This is a genomic window from Pseudomonas sp. Pseusp11, from assembly GCF_047304405.1.
Taxonomy (GTDB): Bacteria; Pseudomonadota; Gammaproteobacteria; order Pseudomonadales; family Pseudomonadaceae; genus Aquipseudomonas.
In genome coordinates, this window is the sequence record NZ_JBGLZF010000044.1 from 1 (window position 1) to 12,571 (window position 12,571).

The following is a 12,571-nucleotide window of genomic DNA, read 5'->3' on the forward strand; positions in this document are numbered from 1 at the left end:
ATCTTGTTTTAAAGCAAAATCAAAAGATCGCAGCCTGCGGCAGCTCCTACACGGGGCATTGAAGGTTCTGAGTCGCCGTTGGCGTTTGTTACGAGGCTGTTTTAATGCCGTTGTCCAACATCCGCATCATCTATCAGGACGCCGCCGTACTGGTGGTGGATAAACCGACCCTGTTGCTCTCCGTCCCCGGACGGGCCGATGACAACAAGGACTGCCTGATTACGCGCCTGCAAGAAAACGGCTACCCGGAAGCGCGAATTGTCCATCGGCTGGACTGGGAAACCTCCGGCATCATTCTGCTGGCCCGTGACCCGGACACTCATCGCGAGCTGTCTCGGCAATTTCACGACCGCGAAACCGAAAAGGCCTACACCGCCCTGTGCTGGGGACAACCGGAACTGGACAGTGGCAGCATCGATTTGCCCCTGCGCTACGATCCGCCGACCAAGCCACGGCATGTGGTGGACCACGAATTCGGCAAGCACGCCCTGACCTTCTGGCGTGTACTGGAGCGTTGTGGCGACTGGTGCCGCGTCGAGCTGACGCCAATCACCGGCCGTTCTCACCAGTTGCGCGTGCACATGCTCTCCATCGGCCACCCGCTGCTGGGTGACGGGCTCTACGCCCATCCGCAAGCCCTGGCTGCCTGGCCACGCCTGTGCCTGCACGCGAGCATGCTGAGCTTCACTCATCCGCAAAGCGGCGAACGCCTGCGCTTCGAGTGCCCGGCACCGTTCTGACTGTGCCTAGGGAGCCTCTGTAGCGAGTGAGCTGTGTGGCGAGGGGGCTGTTGTGGCGAGGGAGCTTGCTCCCGCTGGAGTGCGGAGCACTCCCAAAACCAGCGACCGTATTCTGTCGGGCACACCGTGCAAGCAGGATTTGCGGCCGCTGCGCAGCCGAGCGGGAGCAAGCTCCCTCGCCACATTAAATCTCACGCGCCGCCAACATCAGGCCCGCCGCACTTTGCGCTTTCAATACGTTAAACTGGCGCCACTGCTGTCTGGAGCTTCTTATGCGCGAAGAGTTGAACCAAGGCCTGATCGACTTCCTCAAGGCCTCCCCTACCCCGTTCCATGCCACCGCCAGCCTTGTCCAGCGCCTGGAAGCGGCCGGTTTTGTGCGCCTCGACGAGCGCGAGCCGTGGACCACCGAAGCCAATGGCCGTTACTACGTCACCCGTAACGACTCTTCGATCGTCGCGTTCAAAATGGGCCGTCATTCGCCCCTGCATGGCGGCATTCGCCTGGTCGGCGCACACACCGACAGCCCGTGCCTGCGGGTCAAACCCCAGCCGGAACTGCAACGCCAGGGCTTCTGGCAATTGGGCGTCGAAGTCTATGGCGGTGCACTGCTGGCGCCGTGGTTCGACCGTGATCTGTCGTTGGCCGGCCGCGTGACCTTCCGTCGCGATGGCAAGGTCGAGAGCCAGTTGATCGACTTCAAGGCTCCCGTTGCAATCATTCCGAACCTGGCCATTCACCTCAACCGTGAAGCCAACATGGGCTGGGCGATCAATGCCCAGACCGAGCTGCCGCCGATTCTCGCGCAATTCGCCGGTGACGAACGCGTGGACTTCCGCGCCGTGCTCACCGATCAGCTGGCCCGCGAACATGGCCTGAACGCCGACGTGGTGCTCGATTACGAGCTGAGCTTCTACGACACCCAAAGCGCCGCGGTCATTGGCCTGCATGGCGATTTCATCGCGGGCGCTCGCCTGGACAACCTGTTGTCGTGCTACGCCGGCCTGCAAGCATTGCTGACGACCGAAACCGACGAAACCTGCGTGCTGGTCTGCAACGATCACGAAGAAGTCGGTTCCTGCTCGGCCTGTGGCGCCGACGGTCCGATGCTTGAGCAAACCCTGCGTCGTTTGTTGCCCGAAGGGGATGAATTCGTACGGACCATTCAGAAATCCCTGCTGGTCTCGGCCGACAACGCCCACGGCGTGCACCCGAACTACGCCGACAAGCACGACGCCAACCACGGCCCGAAACTCAATGCCGGCCCGGTAATCAAGGTCAACAGCAACCAGCGCTACGCCACCAACAGCGAAACCGCCGGGTTCTTCCGTCATTTGTGCATGGCCGAAGAAGTACCGGTGCAGAGCTTCGTGGTGCGCAGCGACATGGGCTGCGGCTCGACCATCGGCCCGATCACCGCCAGCCACCTGGGCGTGCGCACCGTGGACATCGGTTTGCCGACGTTCGCCATGCACTCGATCCGCGAGCTGTGCGGCAGCCATGACCTGGCACACCTGGTCAAAGTGCTGAGCGCGTTTTACGCCTGCCGCGAGTTGCCATAACCCTTGTGATTAAAAGGCAACTTTTGTGGCGAGGGAGCTTGCTCCCGCTCGGCTGCGAAGCAGTCGTAACTTGGCAAACTCGGTCTGGCAGATTAGCCGATGTTGCTTTGTTTTAGGGCTGCTTCGCAGCCCAACGGGAGCAAGCTCCCTCGCCACAATGATCTTGCGATCCATTCCTGCCATACATCACCAACGCCCGCCCGAAAGCCGCCTAGACTTGCAGTAACCCCTCCGACAAGGCTGTCACCATGATCTCGATGTCTTCGTTTCACGCCATGCTGATCCCGATTCTTTCCGGGATGATCATGCTGGCCATCGGTTTCAACTTTCGCGACAAGAACGCCGGTGTGTTCGCGATGTGGGTCGGCATGCTGATGATCCTCGCCACCGTGATCTACAAGATCCTCGCCAAACTCAACGAATAAATCCTTACGCCCGGCTCGCATTGATTTTGACGGGCTCGTACACTCGGCCGATTCGCTCATCCGAGGTTGACCGCCTAGTGTTCGCTCGTCTTTTTGCCCTGCCTTGTTTGTTCCTTGTCTGCCTGATGACGCTGCTGCCGCTGACGCCTGCCCAGGCGGTCGGCTTGCCGGGGCTGCTCAGCGGCTCGGCGAAAACCCAGCCCGAAGCGCAAGCTCCACTGGGGCAGTCGCTGGACGAAGTCATCAAGTCGCTGGAAAACGATCAGCAGCGGACCAAACTGCTGGCGGACCTGAAAAAGCTGCGCGACGTCAGCAAAAAAGCCCAACCGACCACAGAAGAAGGCGTGCTGGGCCTGATCGGCGGCACCCTGGCCAGTTTCGAAAAGCAATTTTCCGGCGCCGACAGCCCCCTCACTCGCTGGTCCGAAGAAGTCGACCTGGCCAAGGATGAACTGGTGGCACTCATGCTGCCGGCCAATGAATGGCTGCCCATCATTTTTGCCTTCGCCATGATCCTGATGGTCTGGAGCCTGCTGGCCGCAGCCCTGATCTGGCTCGGCCACCGGGTGCGCATGCGCTTCGGTCTCACCGAAGAACTGCCGCAACACCCCAAGGCCCTGGACATGCTGCGCTTTGCCTTGCGCAAACTCGGGCCGTGGATGATCGCCCTGGTCATGACGGTTTACATGACCTACGCCCTGCCCTCGTCACTGGGCAAAAGCCTGGCCATGGTGCTGGCTTATGCGCTGGTGGTCGGTACCTGTTTCTCGGCGATCTGCGTCATCGCGTTTTCCCTGCTCGATGGCCCGCATCGCCATCGCGCCCTGTACATCCTGCGGCATCAGGCCTTCCGCCCGTTGTGGCTGATCGGCAGTTTCGCCGCCTTCGGTGAAGCCCTGAACGACCCGCGCCTGATCGCCAGCCTCGGTGAGCATCTGGCCCATACGGCGGCGACGTTCGCCAATGTACTGGCGGCGATCTTCACAGGTTTTTTCATTCTGCGTTTCCGCCGGCCCATCGCGCACCTGATCCGCAACCAGCCGCTGTCTCGGCGCCTGACCCGCCGCGCCTTGAGCGACACGATCGAAATCCTCGGGACGTTCTGGTATCTGCCGGCGCTGGTGTTGGTGGGCATCTCGCTGTTCGCCACCTTCGTCTCTGCCGGCGACACCAGCACCGCGCTGCGTCAGTCGCTGATCTGTACCGTGCTACTGGTGTTGTGCATGGTCATCAACGGGCTGGTGCGCCGTCATGCACTCAAGCCACAACGCGGCCCCAAGCGCCACGCGCTGTATTCGGATCGCCTGAAAAGTTTCTTCTACACCCTCGCCCATCTGCTGGTGTGGCTGGCGTTCATCGAGCTCGGCCTGCGGGTCTGGGGCATGTCGCTGATCCGCTTCACCGAAGGCGAAGGCCATGAAGTCAGCGTCAAACTGTTCAGCCTCGGCGGCACGCTGATTTTTGCCTGGCTGATCTGGATCCTCAGCGACACCGCCGTGCACCACGCCCTCACCCGCTCGCGCAAAGGCCTGGCCAATGCCCGGGCGCAGACGATGATGCCGCTGATCCGCAACGTGCTGTTCGTGGCGATTTTCATCATTGCGCTGATCGTCGCCCTGGCGAACATGGGCATGAACGTCACGCCGCTGCTGGCCGGTGCCGGTGTCATCGGCCTGGCCATCGGTTTCGGCGCGCAATCGCTGGTGGCCGACTTGATCACCGGGCTGTTCATCATCATCGAAGACTCCCTGGCCATCGATGACTACGTGGACGTCGGCGGTCACCTGGGCACAGTCGAAGGCCTGACCATCCGCACCGTGCGCCTGCGGGACATCGACGGCATCGTCCACACCATTCCGTTCAGCGAAATCAAAAGCATCAAGAACTACTCCCGGGAGTTCGGCTACGCGATCTTCCGGGTGGCGGTGCCCTCGAACATGGACATCGACGAAGCGATCAAACTGATGCGCGACGTCGGCCAGAAAATGCGCACCGACCCGCTGCAACGGCGCAACATCTGGTCGCCGCTGGAGATCCAGGGGGTCGAAAGTTTCGAGTCAGGCAATGCGATTCTGCGCGCGCGCTTCAAGACCGCGCCGATCAAGCAGTGGGAAGTGTCCCGGGCGTTCAACCTGTCGCTCAAGCGGCATCTGGATGAGGCCGGATTGGATCTGGCGACACCGCGCATGAGCATTCAGGTGATCACCCCCGGTGGCGAACAATCTGCGTAGGTGGGGTTCAGACCACATCCACCCCGACATGAATCGCATCATGGCGCCAAAACTCCAGGTCGCAATCGATCAGCCGCTGATGCTGATCGTAGTTGACCCGGGCAATCCGCAACCCCGGGCTGCCCACCGACACCCGTAAAGCCGCCGCGGCGTCCACCGACAGCGCGGTCGGCACGATCTCGAAGCGTACCCGCCCGTAGTGCAAGTCGTAATGCCGCGCATACAGTTCGGTCATCGACTGATTCAGATCGAAGTCCAGGATCCCCGGAAAATATTGCGGGTTCAGGTAGTGCTCCACATACAGCACCAATCGCCCGTCAATCCGTCGCGAGCGGCAGATCTGGATCACGCTCGACAGCGCTGGCAGCTGCAGCCAGGCACACACCGCCGCTGACGCCGGCTGCAAACGCGCGGAAATCACCTCGGTGGACGGCACCCGCCCCTGGGCGCTGACCATCGCGTGAAAGTGGCTGCGTTGCATCAGGTTATAGGCCAGCCGTGGCGGCGACACGAACCAGCCGCGCCGCTCCTCGCGATAAATCTGGCCTTGGGCCTCCAACTGCAACAACGCCTCACGCACGGTAATCCGCGTGGTACCGAACAACTCACTGAGCTTGCGCTCGGCCGGTAACTTGCTCCCGGGCGCCAACAGGCCGTGGTCGAGCTGTTCTTGCAGAACCTGCCCGATCGCTGTCACCGCTTTGGTTGTCTCGATGCGCATCAACGTTACCTATCTGGACTAGACCAGCACTGATTCAGGGCAGAACCGCGATTGAAACCGGGCTCCATCAATTGCCTGCAAGCCTAGGCACTGCAGATGACTGACAGATGACAAAGCCGCCGAACGGTTGCTTCAGACACCTGCAATTTTATGGCCAAGTCCCTTTCATATCAGCCCTTTAGCCATGGTCTACGCTTATCTCGCACCCCGCGTATCCGAGCGCAGGAAATTCAGGCCGACCGGTCGTCGACATCAAAATGTCATCCAGGACGCCTAAATTGGCTCAGGTATTGCTGACCTAGACCAACACAACCGCAATCGCAGCGTTGAAAACGCCCAAAGGAGCTTCGGATGAAACAGTTTTTCCTGGCATCACTGTTAGGCTCGACCATTGCCCTGTGCACTGCCGCCATGGCGGCGGATACCGATCTGAAAACACTCGAAGCCGCTGCGAAAGCGGAAGGCGCCGTCAACAGCGTCGGCATGCCCGATGACTGGGCCAACTGGAAAGGCACCTGGGAAGACCTGGCCAAGAAATACGGCCTGAAACACATCGACACCGACATGAGCTCGGCCCAGGAAATCGCCAAGTTCGCCGCCGAAAAAGACAACGCCACAGCCGACATCGGCGACGTCGGTGCCGCCTTCGGCCCGATCGCGGTCAAGCAGGGCGTGGTGCAACCTTACAAGCCGAGTACTTGGGCACAGGTTCCGGATTGGGCCAAGGACAAGGACGGTAACTGGGCACTGGCCTACACCGGCTCCATCGCGTTCATCATCAATAAAAAGCTGCTGCACGGTTCCGAGGCACCGACCAAATGGGCCGACCTCAAGACCGGCAAATACAAAGTCTCCATCGGTGACGTGAGCACCGCAGCCCAGGCTGCCAACGGTGTGCTGGCCGCCGCCCTCGCCAATGGCGGTGACGAGAAAAACATTCAGCCGGCCCTGTTGCTGTTCGCAGATATCGCCAAGCAAGGCCGCCTGTCCATGGCCAACCCGACGATCGCCACCATGGAAAAGGGTGAAATCGAAGTCGGCGTGGTCTGGGACTTCAACGGCCTGAGCTACAAGGCCAAGATGGCCAATCCGGATGACTACACCGTGCTGATTCCATCCGATGGCTCGGTGATTTCCGGCTACACCACCATCATCAACAAATACGCCAAGCACCCGAACGCCGCCAAACTGGCCCGCGAATACATCTTCAGCGACGCTGGCCAGATCAACCTGGCAAAAGGCAACGCCCGTCCAATTCGCGCCGAGCATTTGACTCTGCCGGAAGAGGTCAAGGCCAAGCTGCTGCCTAACGAGCAGTACAAAAAGGTTACGCCGATCAAAGACGCGGATGCGTGGGAAAAGACCTCCAAGTCGCTGCCGCAGAAGTGGCAGGAAGAAGTCATCATCAATATGCCGTAATAAAACAGCCGTAGGAGCTGCCACGGGCTGCGATCTTTTTTGGGGTCACTTGAGTTTCAAGTGAAAGATCAAAAGATCGCAGCCTGCGGCAGCTCCTACGACGTTCAGTTTCGATTTCGGAGTCTTCGCCCCCTATGAAGCACAACGTCATCCTTGTCGTGCTCGACGGCCTCAATTACGAAGTCGCGCGCCACGCCATGGGGCATCTGCAGGCTTACGTTGGCGCAGGACGCGCGGCGCTCTACAAACTGGAATGTGCACTGCCGGCCCTGTCCCGACCGCTTTACGAATGCATCCTGACCGGCGTTGCGCCGATCGACAGCGGCATCGTTCACAACAACGTCTCGCGCCTGTCCAACCAGCGCAGCATCTACCATTACGCCACCGACGCTGGTCTGAAAACCGCCGCCGCGGCCTATCACTGGGTCAGCGAGTTGTATAACCGTTCACCGTTCGTGGCTGCCCGGGACCGTCACACCGACGACCCGAAACTACCGATCCAGCACGGTCACTTCTACTGGAACGACCACTACCCGGATTCGCACCTGTTCGCCGACGCGGAAAACCTGCGCCTGCGCCATGCGCCGAACTTTCTGTTGGTCCACCCCATGAACATCGACGACGCCGGGCACAAGCACGGCCTCGACACCCCGCAATACCGCAACAGCGCCCGCTCGGCGGACGTCATCCTCGCCGACTACCTGCAAGGCTGGCTCGACGCCGGATACCAGGTGCTGGTGACCGCCGACCACGGCATGAACAACGACCGCTCGCACAACGGCCTGCTGCCTGAAGAACGCGAAGTGCCGCTGTTCGTCCTCGGCGACGCCTTCAGCTTCAACCAAGGCGCTGCGCCGAAACAAACCGAACTGTGCGGCACCGTCTGTGAACTGCTGGGCGTGCCCCATGACAAACCTGTGTGCCGGGAGCTGCTCAAGTGAATGCCATGACCCGCGGTAAATGGCTGGCCGCTCTGTGCCTGGTGCCCTTCGCAATTTTCTTCTTCGTGTTCGAGATCGCCCCGCTGCTCTGGGTGATGATCAACAGCCTGCAATCGGAAGAGTTCGGTTGGGGCCTGGCCAACTTCAGCAAAATCTTCAATTCGAAGTTCTATTTACAGGCGATCCAATACAGCCTCGAGATCAGTTTCTGGTCCAGCGTATTCGGCATCGTCATTGCCGTGCTCGGCGCCTATTCCCTGCGCCGGGTCGACTCGAAACTGCGCAACTTCGTGAATGCCTTCGCCAACATGACCAGCAACTTCGCTGGCGTGCCCCTGGCCTTCGCCTTCATCATCTTGCTGGGGTTCAACGGCACTTTCACCATCATGCTGAAACAGGCCGGAATCATTCAGGATTTCAACCTGTACTCGAAAACCGGGCTGATCATTCTCTACACCTACTTCCAGATTCCCCTGGGCGTGCTGTTGCTCTACCCGGCCTTCGATGCCCTGCGCGAAGACTGGCGTGAGTCCGCCGCCTTGCTCGGGGCCAGCGGTTGGCAATTCTGGCGGCACATCGGTCTGCCGGTGCTGACCCCGGCGCTGTTGGGCACGTTCGTGATTCTGTTGGCCAACGCCTTGGGCGCCTACGCCACGGTCTACGCGCTGACCACTGGCAACTTCAACGTGTTGCCGATCCGTATCGCGGCGATGGTGTCCGGCGACATATCCCTCGACCCGAACCTCGCCAGCGCCTTGGCCGTGGTGCTGGTGGCGTTGATGACCCTGGTGACCATCGTGCATCAGCTGCTGTTGAAGAGGAGCTACCATGTCTCGCGCTGAACTGGGGCCCGTCGGTGTCTACCACCGGGTCATCGTGTATTTGCTGTTTGCCATTCTGTTGTTGCCGCTGCTCGGAACCCTGATCTACTCGATCGCCAGCAGTTGGTCGGCGACGATTATGCCCAGCGGCTTTACCTTCAAGTGGTACATCCAGCTGTGGAGCGATCCACGTTTTCTCGACGCATTCGGTCAGTCGTTGCTGGTTTGTATCGGCTCGCTGATTCTGTCGGTGGTGCTGATTCTGCCGCTGCTGTTCGTGGTGCATTACCACTTCCCGAAGCTCGACGCGCTGATGAACATCCTGATCCTGCTGCCCTTCGCGGTGCCGCCGGTGGTGTCGTCGGTGGGGCTGTTGCAGCTCTACGGTTCGGGGCCGTTCGCGATGGTCGGTACGCCGTGGATTCTGATCGGTTGCTACTTCACCGTGGCGCTGCCATTCATGTACCGGGCGATCACCAACAACCTGCAAGCGATCAACCTGCGCGACCTGATGGACGCCGCACAACTGCTCGGCGCCAGCACTTGGCAAGCAGCCTTCCTGGTGGTGTTGCCGAACCTGCGCAAGGGGCTGATGGTGGCGTTGCTGCTGTCCTTCTCGTTCCTGTTCGGTGAATTCGTGTTCGCCAACATCCTCGTCGGCACCCGCTACGAAACCCTGCAGGTCTACCTCAACAACATGCGCAACAGCAGCGGCCACTTCACCAGTGCGCTGGTGATTTCCTACTTCTTCTTTGTGCTGGTTCTGACCTGGGTGGCCAATATCTTGAACAAGGACAAAAGCGAATGAGCTATGTAAGCGTCCAACATCTTCAGAAAGATTACTCGGGCACCACCGTATTCAGTGACATCAACTGCGAAATCAAGAAAGGCGAATTCGTCACCCTGCTCGGCCCGTCCGGTTGCGGCAAGTCCACGCTGCTGCGTTGCATCGCTGGCCTGACCTCGGTGGACGGTGGCCAGATTCTGCTGGAAGGTCACGACCTCGTCCCACTGAGCCCGCAGAAACGCGGAATCGGCATGGTGTTCCAAAGTTATGCGCTGTTCCCGAACATGACCGTGGAGCAGAACGTCGCCTTCGGTTTGCGCATGCAGAAGGTCAACGCCGACGACAGCCAAAAACGCGTCGCCGAAGTGCTGAGACTGGTAGAGCTCAATGACTTCGCCGCCCGCTACCCGCATCAGCTGTCCGGTGGCCAGTGCCAGCGTGTCGCTCTCGCTCGTTCGTTGGTGACCCGACCTCGGCTGTTGTTGCTGGATGAGCCGCTGTCGGCGCTCGATGCGCGGATTCGCAAGCACTTGCGCGAACAGATCCGTCAGATCCAGCGCGAACTCGGCCTGACCACGATCTTCGTCACGCACGATCAGGAAGAAGCCCTGACCATGTCTGACCGAATCTTCCTGATGAATCAGGGAAAGATCGTACAGAGTGGCGATGCCGAAACCCTCTACACCGCGCCCGTCGACGTGTTCGCCGCAGGCTTCATCGGCAACTACAACCTGCTGGACGCCGACAGCGCCAGCAAACTGCTGCAACGGCCGATCACCCACCGCATCGCGATCCGCCCGGAGGCCATCGAGCTGAGCCTGAACGGCGAACTCGACGCGCAGGTGCGCAGCCACAGCCTGTTGGGCAACGTGATTCGCTACCGGGTCGAAGCTCGGGGGGTGGAATTGGTGGTGGATGTGCTGAACCGCTCGGCGTCCGATCTGCATCCCGATGGTCAGCGCCTGGCACTTTCCATCGATCCGACAGCCCTGTGTGAGGTAGCCTGATGACCTTGCTGATGTTGAAGAGAGAACCGCACTGATGGCCCTGGCAATTTTTGATCTGGACGAAACCCTGATCCATGGCGACTGCGCCTCGCTATGGAGCGAACAGATGGCCCGCCTCGGCTGGGTCGATGGCGAATCCTTCCTGCGTCGCGACAAGGAATTGATGGATGCGTACGGCAGGGGCCACCTGGCCATGGAGGACTACATGGCCTTCAGCCTGGAGCCGCTGATCGGTCGCACGCCGCAAGAGCTCGAGCACTTGGTAGCGCCCTGGGTGGAAGATTTCATCGAACCGATCATCTTCAGCGACGCCACCAAAGCCATCGCCGCCCACCGCAAGGCCGGCGACCGGATTCTGGTGATTTCGGCCTCGGGCACGCATTTGGTCAAGCCGATTGCCGACCGTCTGGGCATCGACGAAATTCTCGGCATCGAGCTGGAAGTGGCGCACGGGGTGTACAGCGGCAACACCGTTGGCACCCTGACCTACCGCGAAGGCAAGATCACCCGCTTGCAGGAATGGCTGGACGCCGAAGAGGAAAACCTTGAAGGCGCGAGTTTCTACTCGGACTCACGCAACGATTTGCCGCTGCTGCTGAAGGTGGATTTCCCGCATGTGGTGAATCCGGATCCAGTGTTGCTCGAACACGCCGAAAAAGCCGGCTGGCCGATCCATATCTGGAAATAACCCGGATCCCCTGTGGCGAGGGAGCTTGCTCCCGCTGGGCCGCGAAGCGGCCCTAAAATCAGTCACTATGGCTAGTCAGGTAAAACCGGTTTTCAGGTTTTGCGGCTGCTTCGCAACCGAGCGGGAGCAAGCTCCCTCGCCACAAAGGCACTCACAGGTTCATGTTGTCAGCTCAGGCTGTCGTCAATCACCAGCACCAGCTTGCCCGACACCTGATTGGTCGCCAGCTCCGCAAACGCCGCTTCGGCCTCCTCGATCGCAAACGTCCTGGCCAGTTGCGGGCTCAAACGCCCTTCGGCAAACAGCGGCCAGACGTGCTGGCTGAGATCGCTGAACAAATCGGCCTTGAACTGCTCATCCCGATTGCGCAGGGTCGAACCCAGCAGTTGCACGCGCTTGGCCAGCACCTGCGCCAGATCCAGCTGCGCTTCACGACCGCCCATCAAACCGATCAACACCCAACGGCCATCGCGAGCCAGCAACTTTAGGTTCAGCGCCGCATAGTTACCGCCCACCGGATCCAGGATCACATCGAACGGCCCCAGATCGTTCAGGCGGTCCAGATCCTTATTGCGCACCACTCCACCCTGGGCACCCAGCGCTTCACAGTAGGCCAGACGATCCTCGGAGCCGACGCTGACCCAGCACGGGTTACCAAACGCCTTGCACAGCTGAATGGCAGCTGAACCGATTCCACTTGCTCCGGCATGCAGAAGAACTTTCTCACCCGGTTTGAGCGAAGCCAGTTGAAACAAATTCAGCCAGACGGTCGCATACACTTCCGGCAACGCCGCGGCCTCGGCCAGGGACAATCCTTCGGGAACCGGCAACACATGCCGTCCGTCGACAACTACCTCTTCGGCCATCCCACCCCCGGCCAGCAAGGCGCAAACCCGATCTCCGACCTGCCAGGACGAGCCCGGGCCGACCTCGCTGATCACCCCCGAACACTCAAGACCCAGTGCTTGACTGGCTCCCGGCGGTGGCGGATACAGGCCCGCTTTCTGCAACAAATCGGCTCGATTGAGTCCCGCTGCCGCCACTCGGATACGAACTTGTCCTACATCGCACGTAGGACTCGGCTCCTCAACCCACTCCACTCGCCCCTCAACGCCTTGCAATGCTTTCACAGTGCCTCCATAGTGAGTCTGGACTGAGCCCGAAGCTATAGCGCCGGGCTTTCTTGCATTATGCGACCGGCCCTTGTGGGAACCGGCGACTTCAAAGAC

Annotated in this window: 12 protein-coding genes; 10 read left to right on the forward strand and 2 right to left on the reverse strand. The window is 60.4% G+C overall.

The genetic code is table 11. The features are described 5' to 3' along the window. Positions 1-104 precede the first annotated feature (104 nt). The 4 genes from ACCC96_RS25430 (at position 105) to ACCC96_RS25445 (ending at position 4,958) form a co-directional block, all read left to right on the forward strand. Positions 105-740 carry an RluA family pseudouridine synthase gene (locus ACCC96_RS25430; protein ID WP_018925180.1) on the forward strand — a complete coding sequence of 212 codons (636 nt, stop codon included), beginning with the start codon at positions 105-107 and terminating at the stop codon, positions 738-740. Positions 741-1,012: 272 nt separating this feature from the next. Beyond that, positions 1,013-2,302, forward strand: a complete 1,290-nt coding sequence (locus tag ACCC96_RS25435) for a M18 family aminopeptidase (protein WP_018925179.1) — start codon at positions 1,013-1,015, stop codon at positions 2,300-2,302. A gap of 248 nt (positions 2,303-2,550) precedes the next feature. Continuing rightward, positions 2,551-2,727 carry a hypothetical protein gene (locus ACCC96_RS25440; protein WP_008005668.1) on the forward strand — a complete coding sequence of 59 codons (177 nt, stop codon included), beginning with the start codon at positions 2,551-2,553 and terminating at the stop codon, positions 2,725-2,727. A gap of 77 nt (positions 2,728-2,804) precedes the next feature. Beyond that, positions 2,805-4,958: a mechanosensitive ion channel family protein gene (locus ACCC96_RS25445; RefSeq protein ID WP_413697251.1), complete on the forward strand. Its 2,154-nt coding sequence runs from the start codon at positions 2,805-2,807 to the stop codon at positions 4,956-4,958. Positions 4,959-4,965: 7 nt separating this feature from the next. On the opposite strand, the gene ACCC96_RS25450 is transcribed toward ACCC96_RS25445, so the two are convergent. Continuing rightward, complete coding sequence (locus ACCC96_RS25450) at positions 4,966-5,679, reverse strand: UTRA domain-containing protein (protein WP_007940851.1); 714 nt, start codon at positions 5,677-5,679, stop codon at positions 4,966-4,968. 351 nt (positions 5,680-6,030) lie between these two features. Here ACCC96_RS25450 and ACCC96_RS25455 point away from each other — a divergent pair, with 351 nt between their 5' ends. The 6 genes from ACCC96_RS25455 to ACCC96_RS25480 all read left to right on the forward strand — a co-directional run bounded on the left by ACCC96_RS25455 (position 6,031) and on the right by ACCC96_RS25480 (position 11,342). After that, positions 6,031-7,098: an ABC transporter substrate-binding protein gene (locus ACCC96_RS25455; protein WP_413697252.1), complete on the forward strand. Its 1,068-nt coding sequence runs from the start codon at positions 6,031-6,033 to the stop codon at positions 7,096-7,098. A 134-nt stretch (positions 7,099-7,232) separates the two neighbouring features. Continuing rightward, positions 7,233-8,039 carry an alkaline phosphatase family protein gene (locus tag ACCC96_RS25460; RefSeq protein ID WP_018925176.1) on the forward strand — a complete coding sequence of 269 codons (807 nt, stop codon included), beginning with the start codon at positions 7,233-7,235 and terminating at the stop codon, positions 8,037-8,039. A 5-nt stretch (positions 8,040-8,044) separates the two neighbouring features. After that, positions 8,045-8,881, forward strand: a complete 837-nt coding sequence (locus ACCC96_RS25465; RefSeq protein WP_169342458.1) for an ABC transporter permease — start codon at positions 8,045-8,047, stop codon at positions 8,879-8,881. After that, positions 8,868-9,668, forward strand: a complete 801-nt coding sequence (locus ACCC96_RS25470) for an ABC transporter permease (RefSeq protein ID WP_018925174.1) — start codon at positions 8,868-8,870, stop codon at positions 9,666-9,668. Before ACCC96_RS25465 ends, ACCC96_RS25470 begins: the two co-directional genes overlap by 14 nt. Next, the gene (locus ACCC96_RS25475; RefSeq protein WP_138866072.1) at positions 9,665-10,654 is read left to right on the forward strand and encodes an ABC transporter ATP-binding protein; all 990 of its coding nucleotides are present in this window, start codon (positions 9,665-9,667) and stop codon (positions 10,652-10,654) included. Before ACCC96_RS25470 ends, ACCC96_RS25475 begins: the two co-directional genes overlap by 4 nt. Before the next feature lie 34 nt (positions 10,655-10,688). Further along, positions 10,689-11,342 carry an HAD family hydrolase gene (locus tag ACCC96_RS25480; protein ID WP_413697253.1) on the forward strand — a complete coding sequence of 218 codons (654 nt, stop codon included), beginning with the start codon at positions 10,689-10,691 and terminating at the stop codon, positions 11,340-11,342. A 167-nt stretch (positions 11,343-11,509) separates the two neighbouring features. On the opposite strand, the gene ACCC96_RS25485 is transcribed toward ACCC96_RS25480, so the two are convergent. Next, complete coding sequence (locus tag ACCC96_RS25485) at positions 11,510-12,472, reverse strand: zinc-binding dehydrogenase (RefSeq protein ID WP_413697254.1); 963 nt, start codon at positions 12,470-12,472, stop codon at positions 11,510-11,512. Positions 12,473-12,571 lie beyond the last annotated feature (99 nt).

Excerpts from the sequence above, each read along its gene's own strand:
- ACCC96_RS25430 (WP_018925180.1), top strand. The coding sequence starts at position 105 with ATGCCGTTGTCCAACATCCGCATCATCTATCAGGACGCCGCCGTACTG.
- ACCC96_RS25465 (WP_169342458.1), top strand. The coding sequence starts at position 8,045 with ATGACCCGCGGTAAATGGCTGGCCGCTCTGTGCCTGGTGCCCTTCGCA.
- ACCC96_RS25480 (WP_413697253.1), top strand. The coding sequence starts at position 10,689 with ATGGCCCTGGCAATTTTTGATCTGGACGAAACCCTGATCCATGGCGAC.
- ACCC96_RS25470 (WP_018925174.1), top strand. The coding sequence starts at position 8,868 with ATGTCTCGCGCTGAACTGGGGCCCGTCGGTGTCTACCACCGGGTCATC.
- ACCC96_RS25455 (WP_413697252.1), top strand. The coding sequence starts at position 6,031 with ATGAAACAGTTTTTCCTGGCATCACTGTTAGGCTCGACCATTGCCCTG.
- ACCC96_RS25435 (WP_018925179.1), top strand. The coding sequence starts at position 1,013 with ATGCGCGAAGAGTTGAACCAAGGCCTGATCGACTTCCTCAAGGCCTCC.
- ACCC96_RS25450 (WP_007940851.1), bottom strand. The coding sequence starts at position 5,679 with ATGCGCATCGAGACAACCAAAGCGGTGACAGCGATCGGGCAGGTTCTG.
- ACCC96_RS25460 (WP_018925176.1), top strand. The coding sequence starts at position 7,233 with ATGAAGCACAACGTCATCCTTGTCGTGCTCGACGGCCTCAATTACGAA.
- ACCC96_RS25440 (WP_008005668.1), top strand. The coding sequence starts at position 2,551 with ATGATCTCGATGTCTTCGTTTCACGCCATGCTGATCCCGATTCTTTCC.
- ACCC96_RS25475 (WP_138866072.1), top strand. The coding sequence starts at position 9,665 with ATGAGCTATGTAAGCGTCCAACATCTTCAGAAAGATTACTCGGGCACC.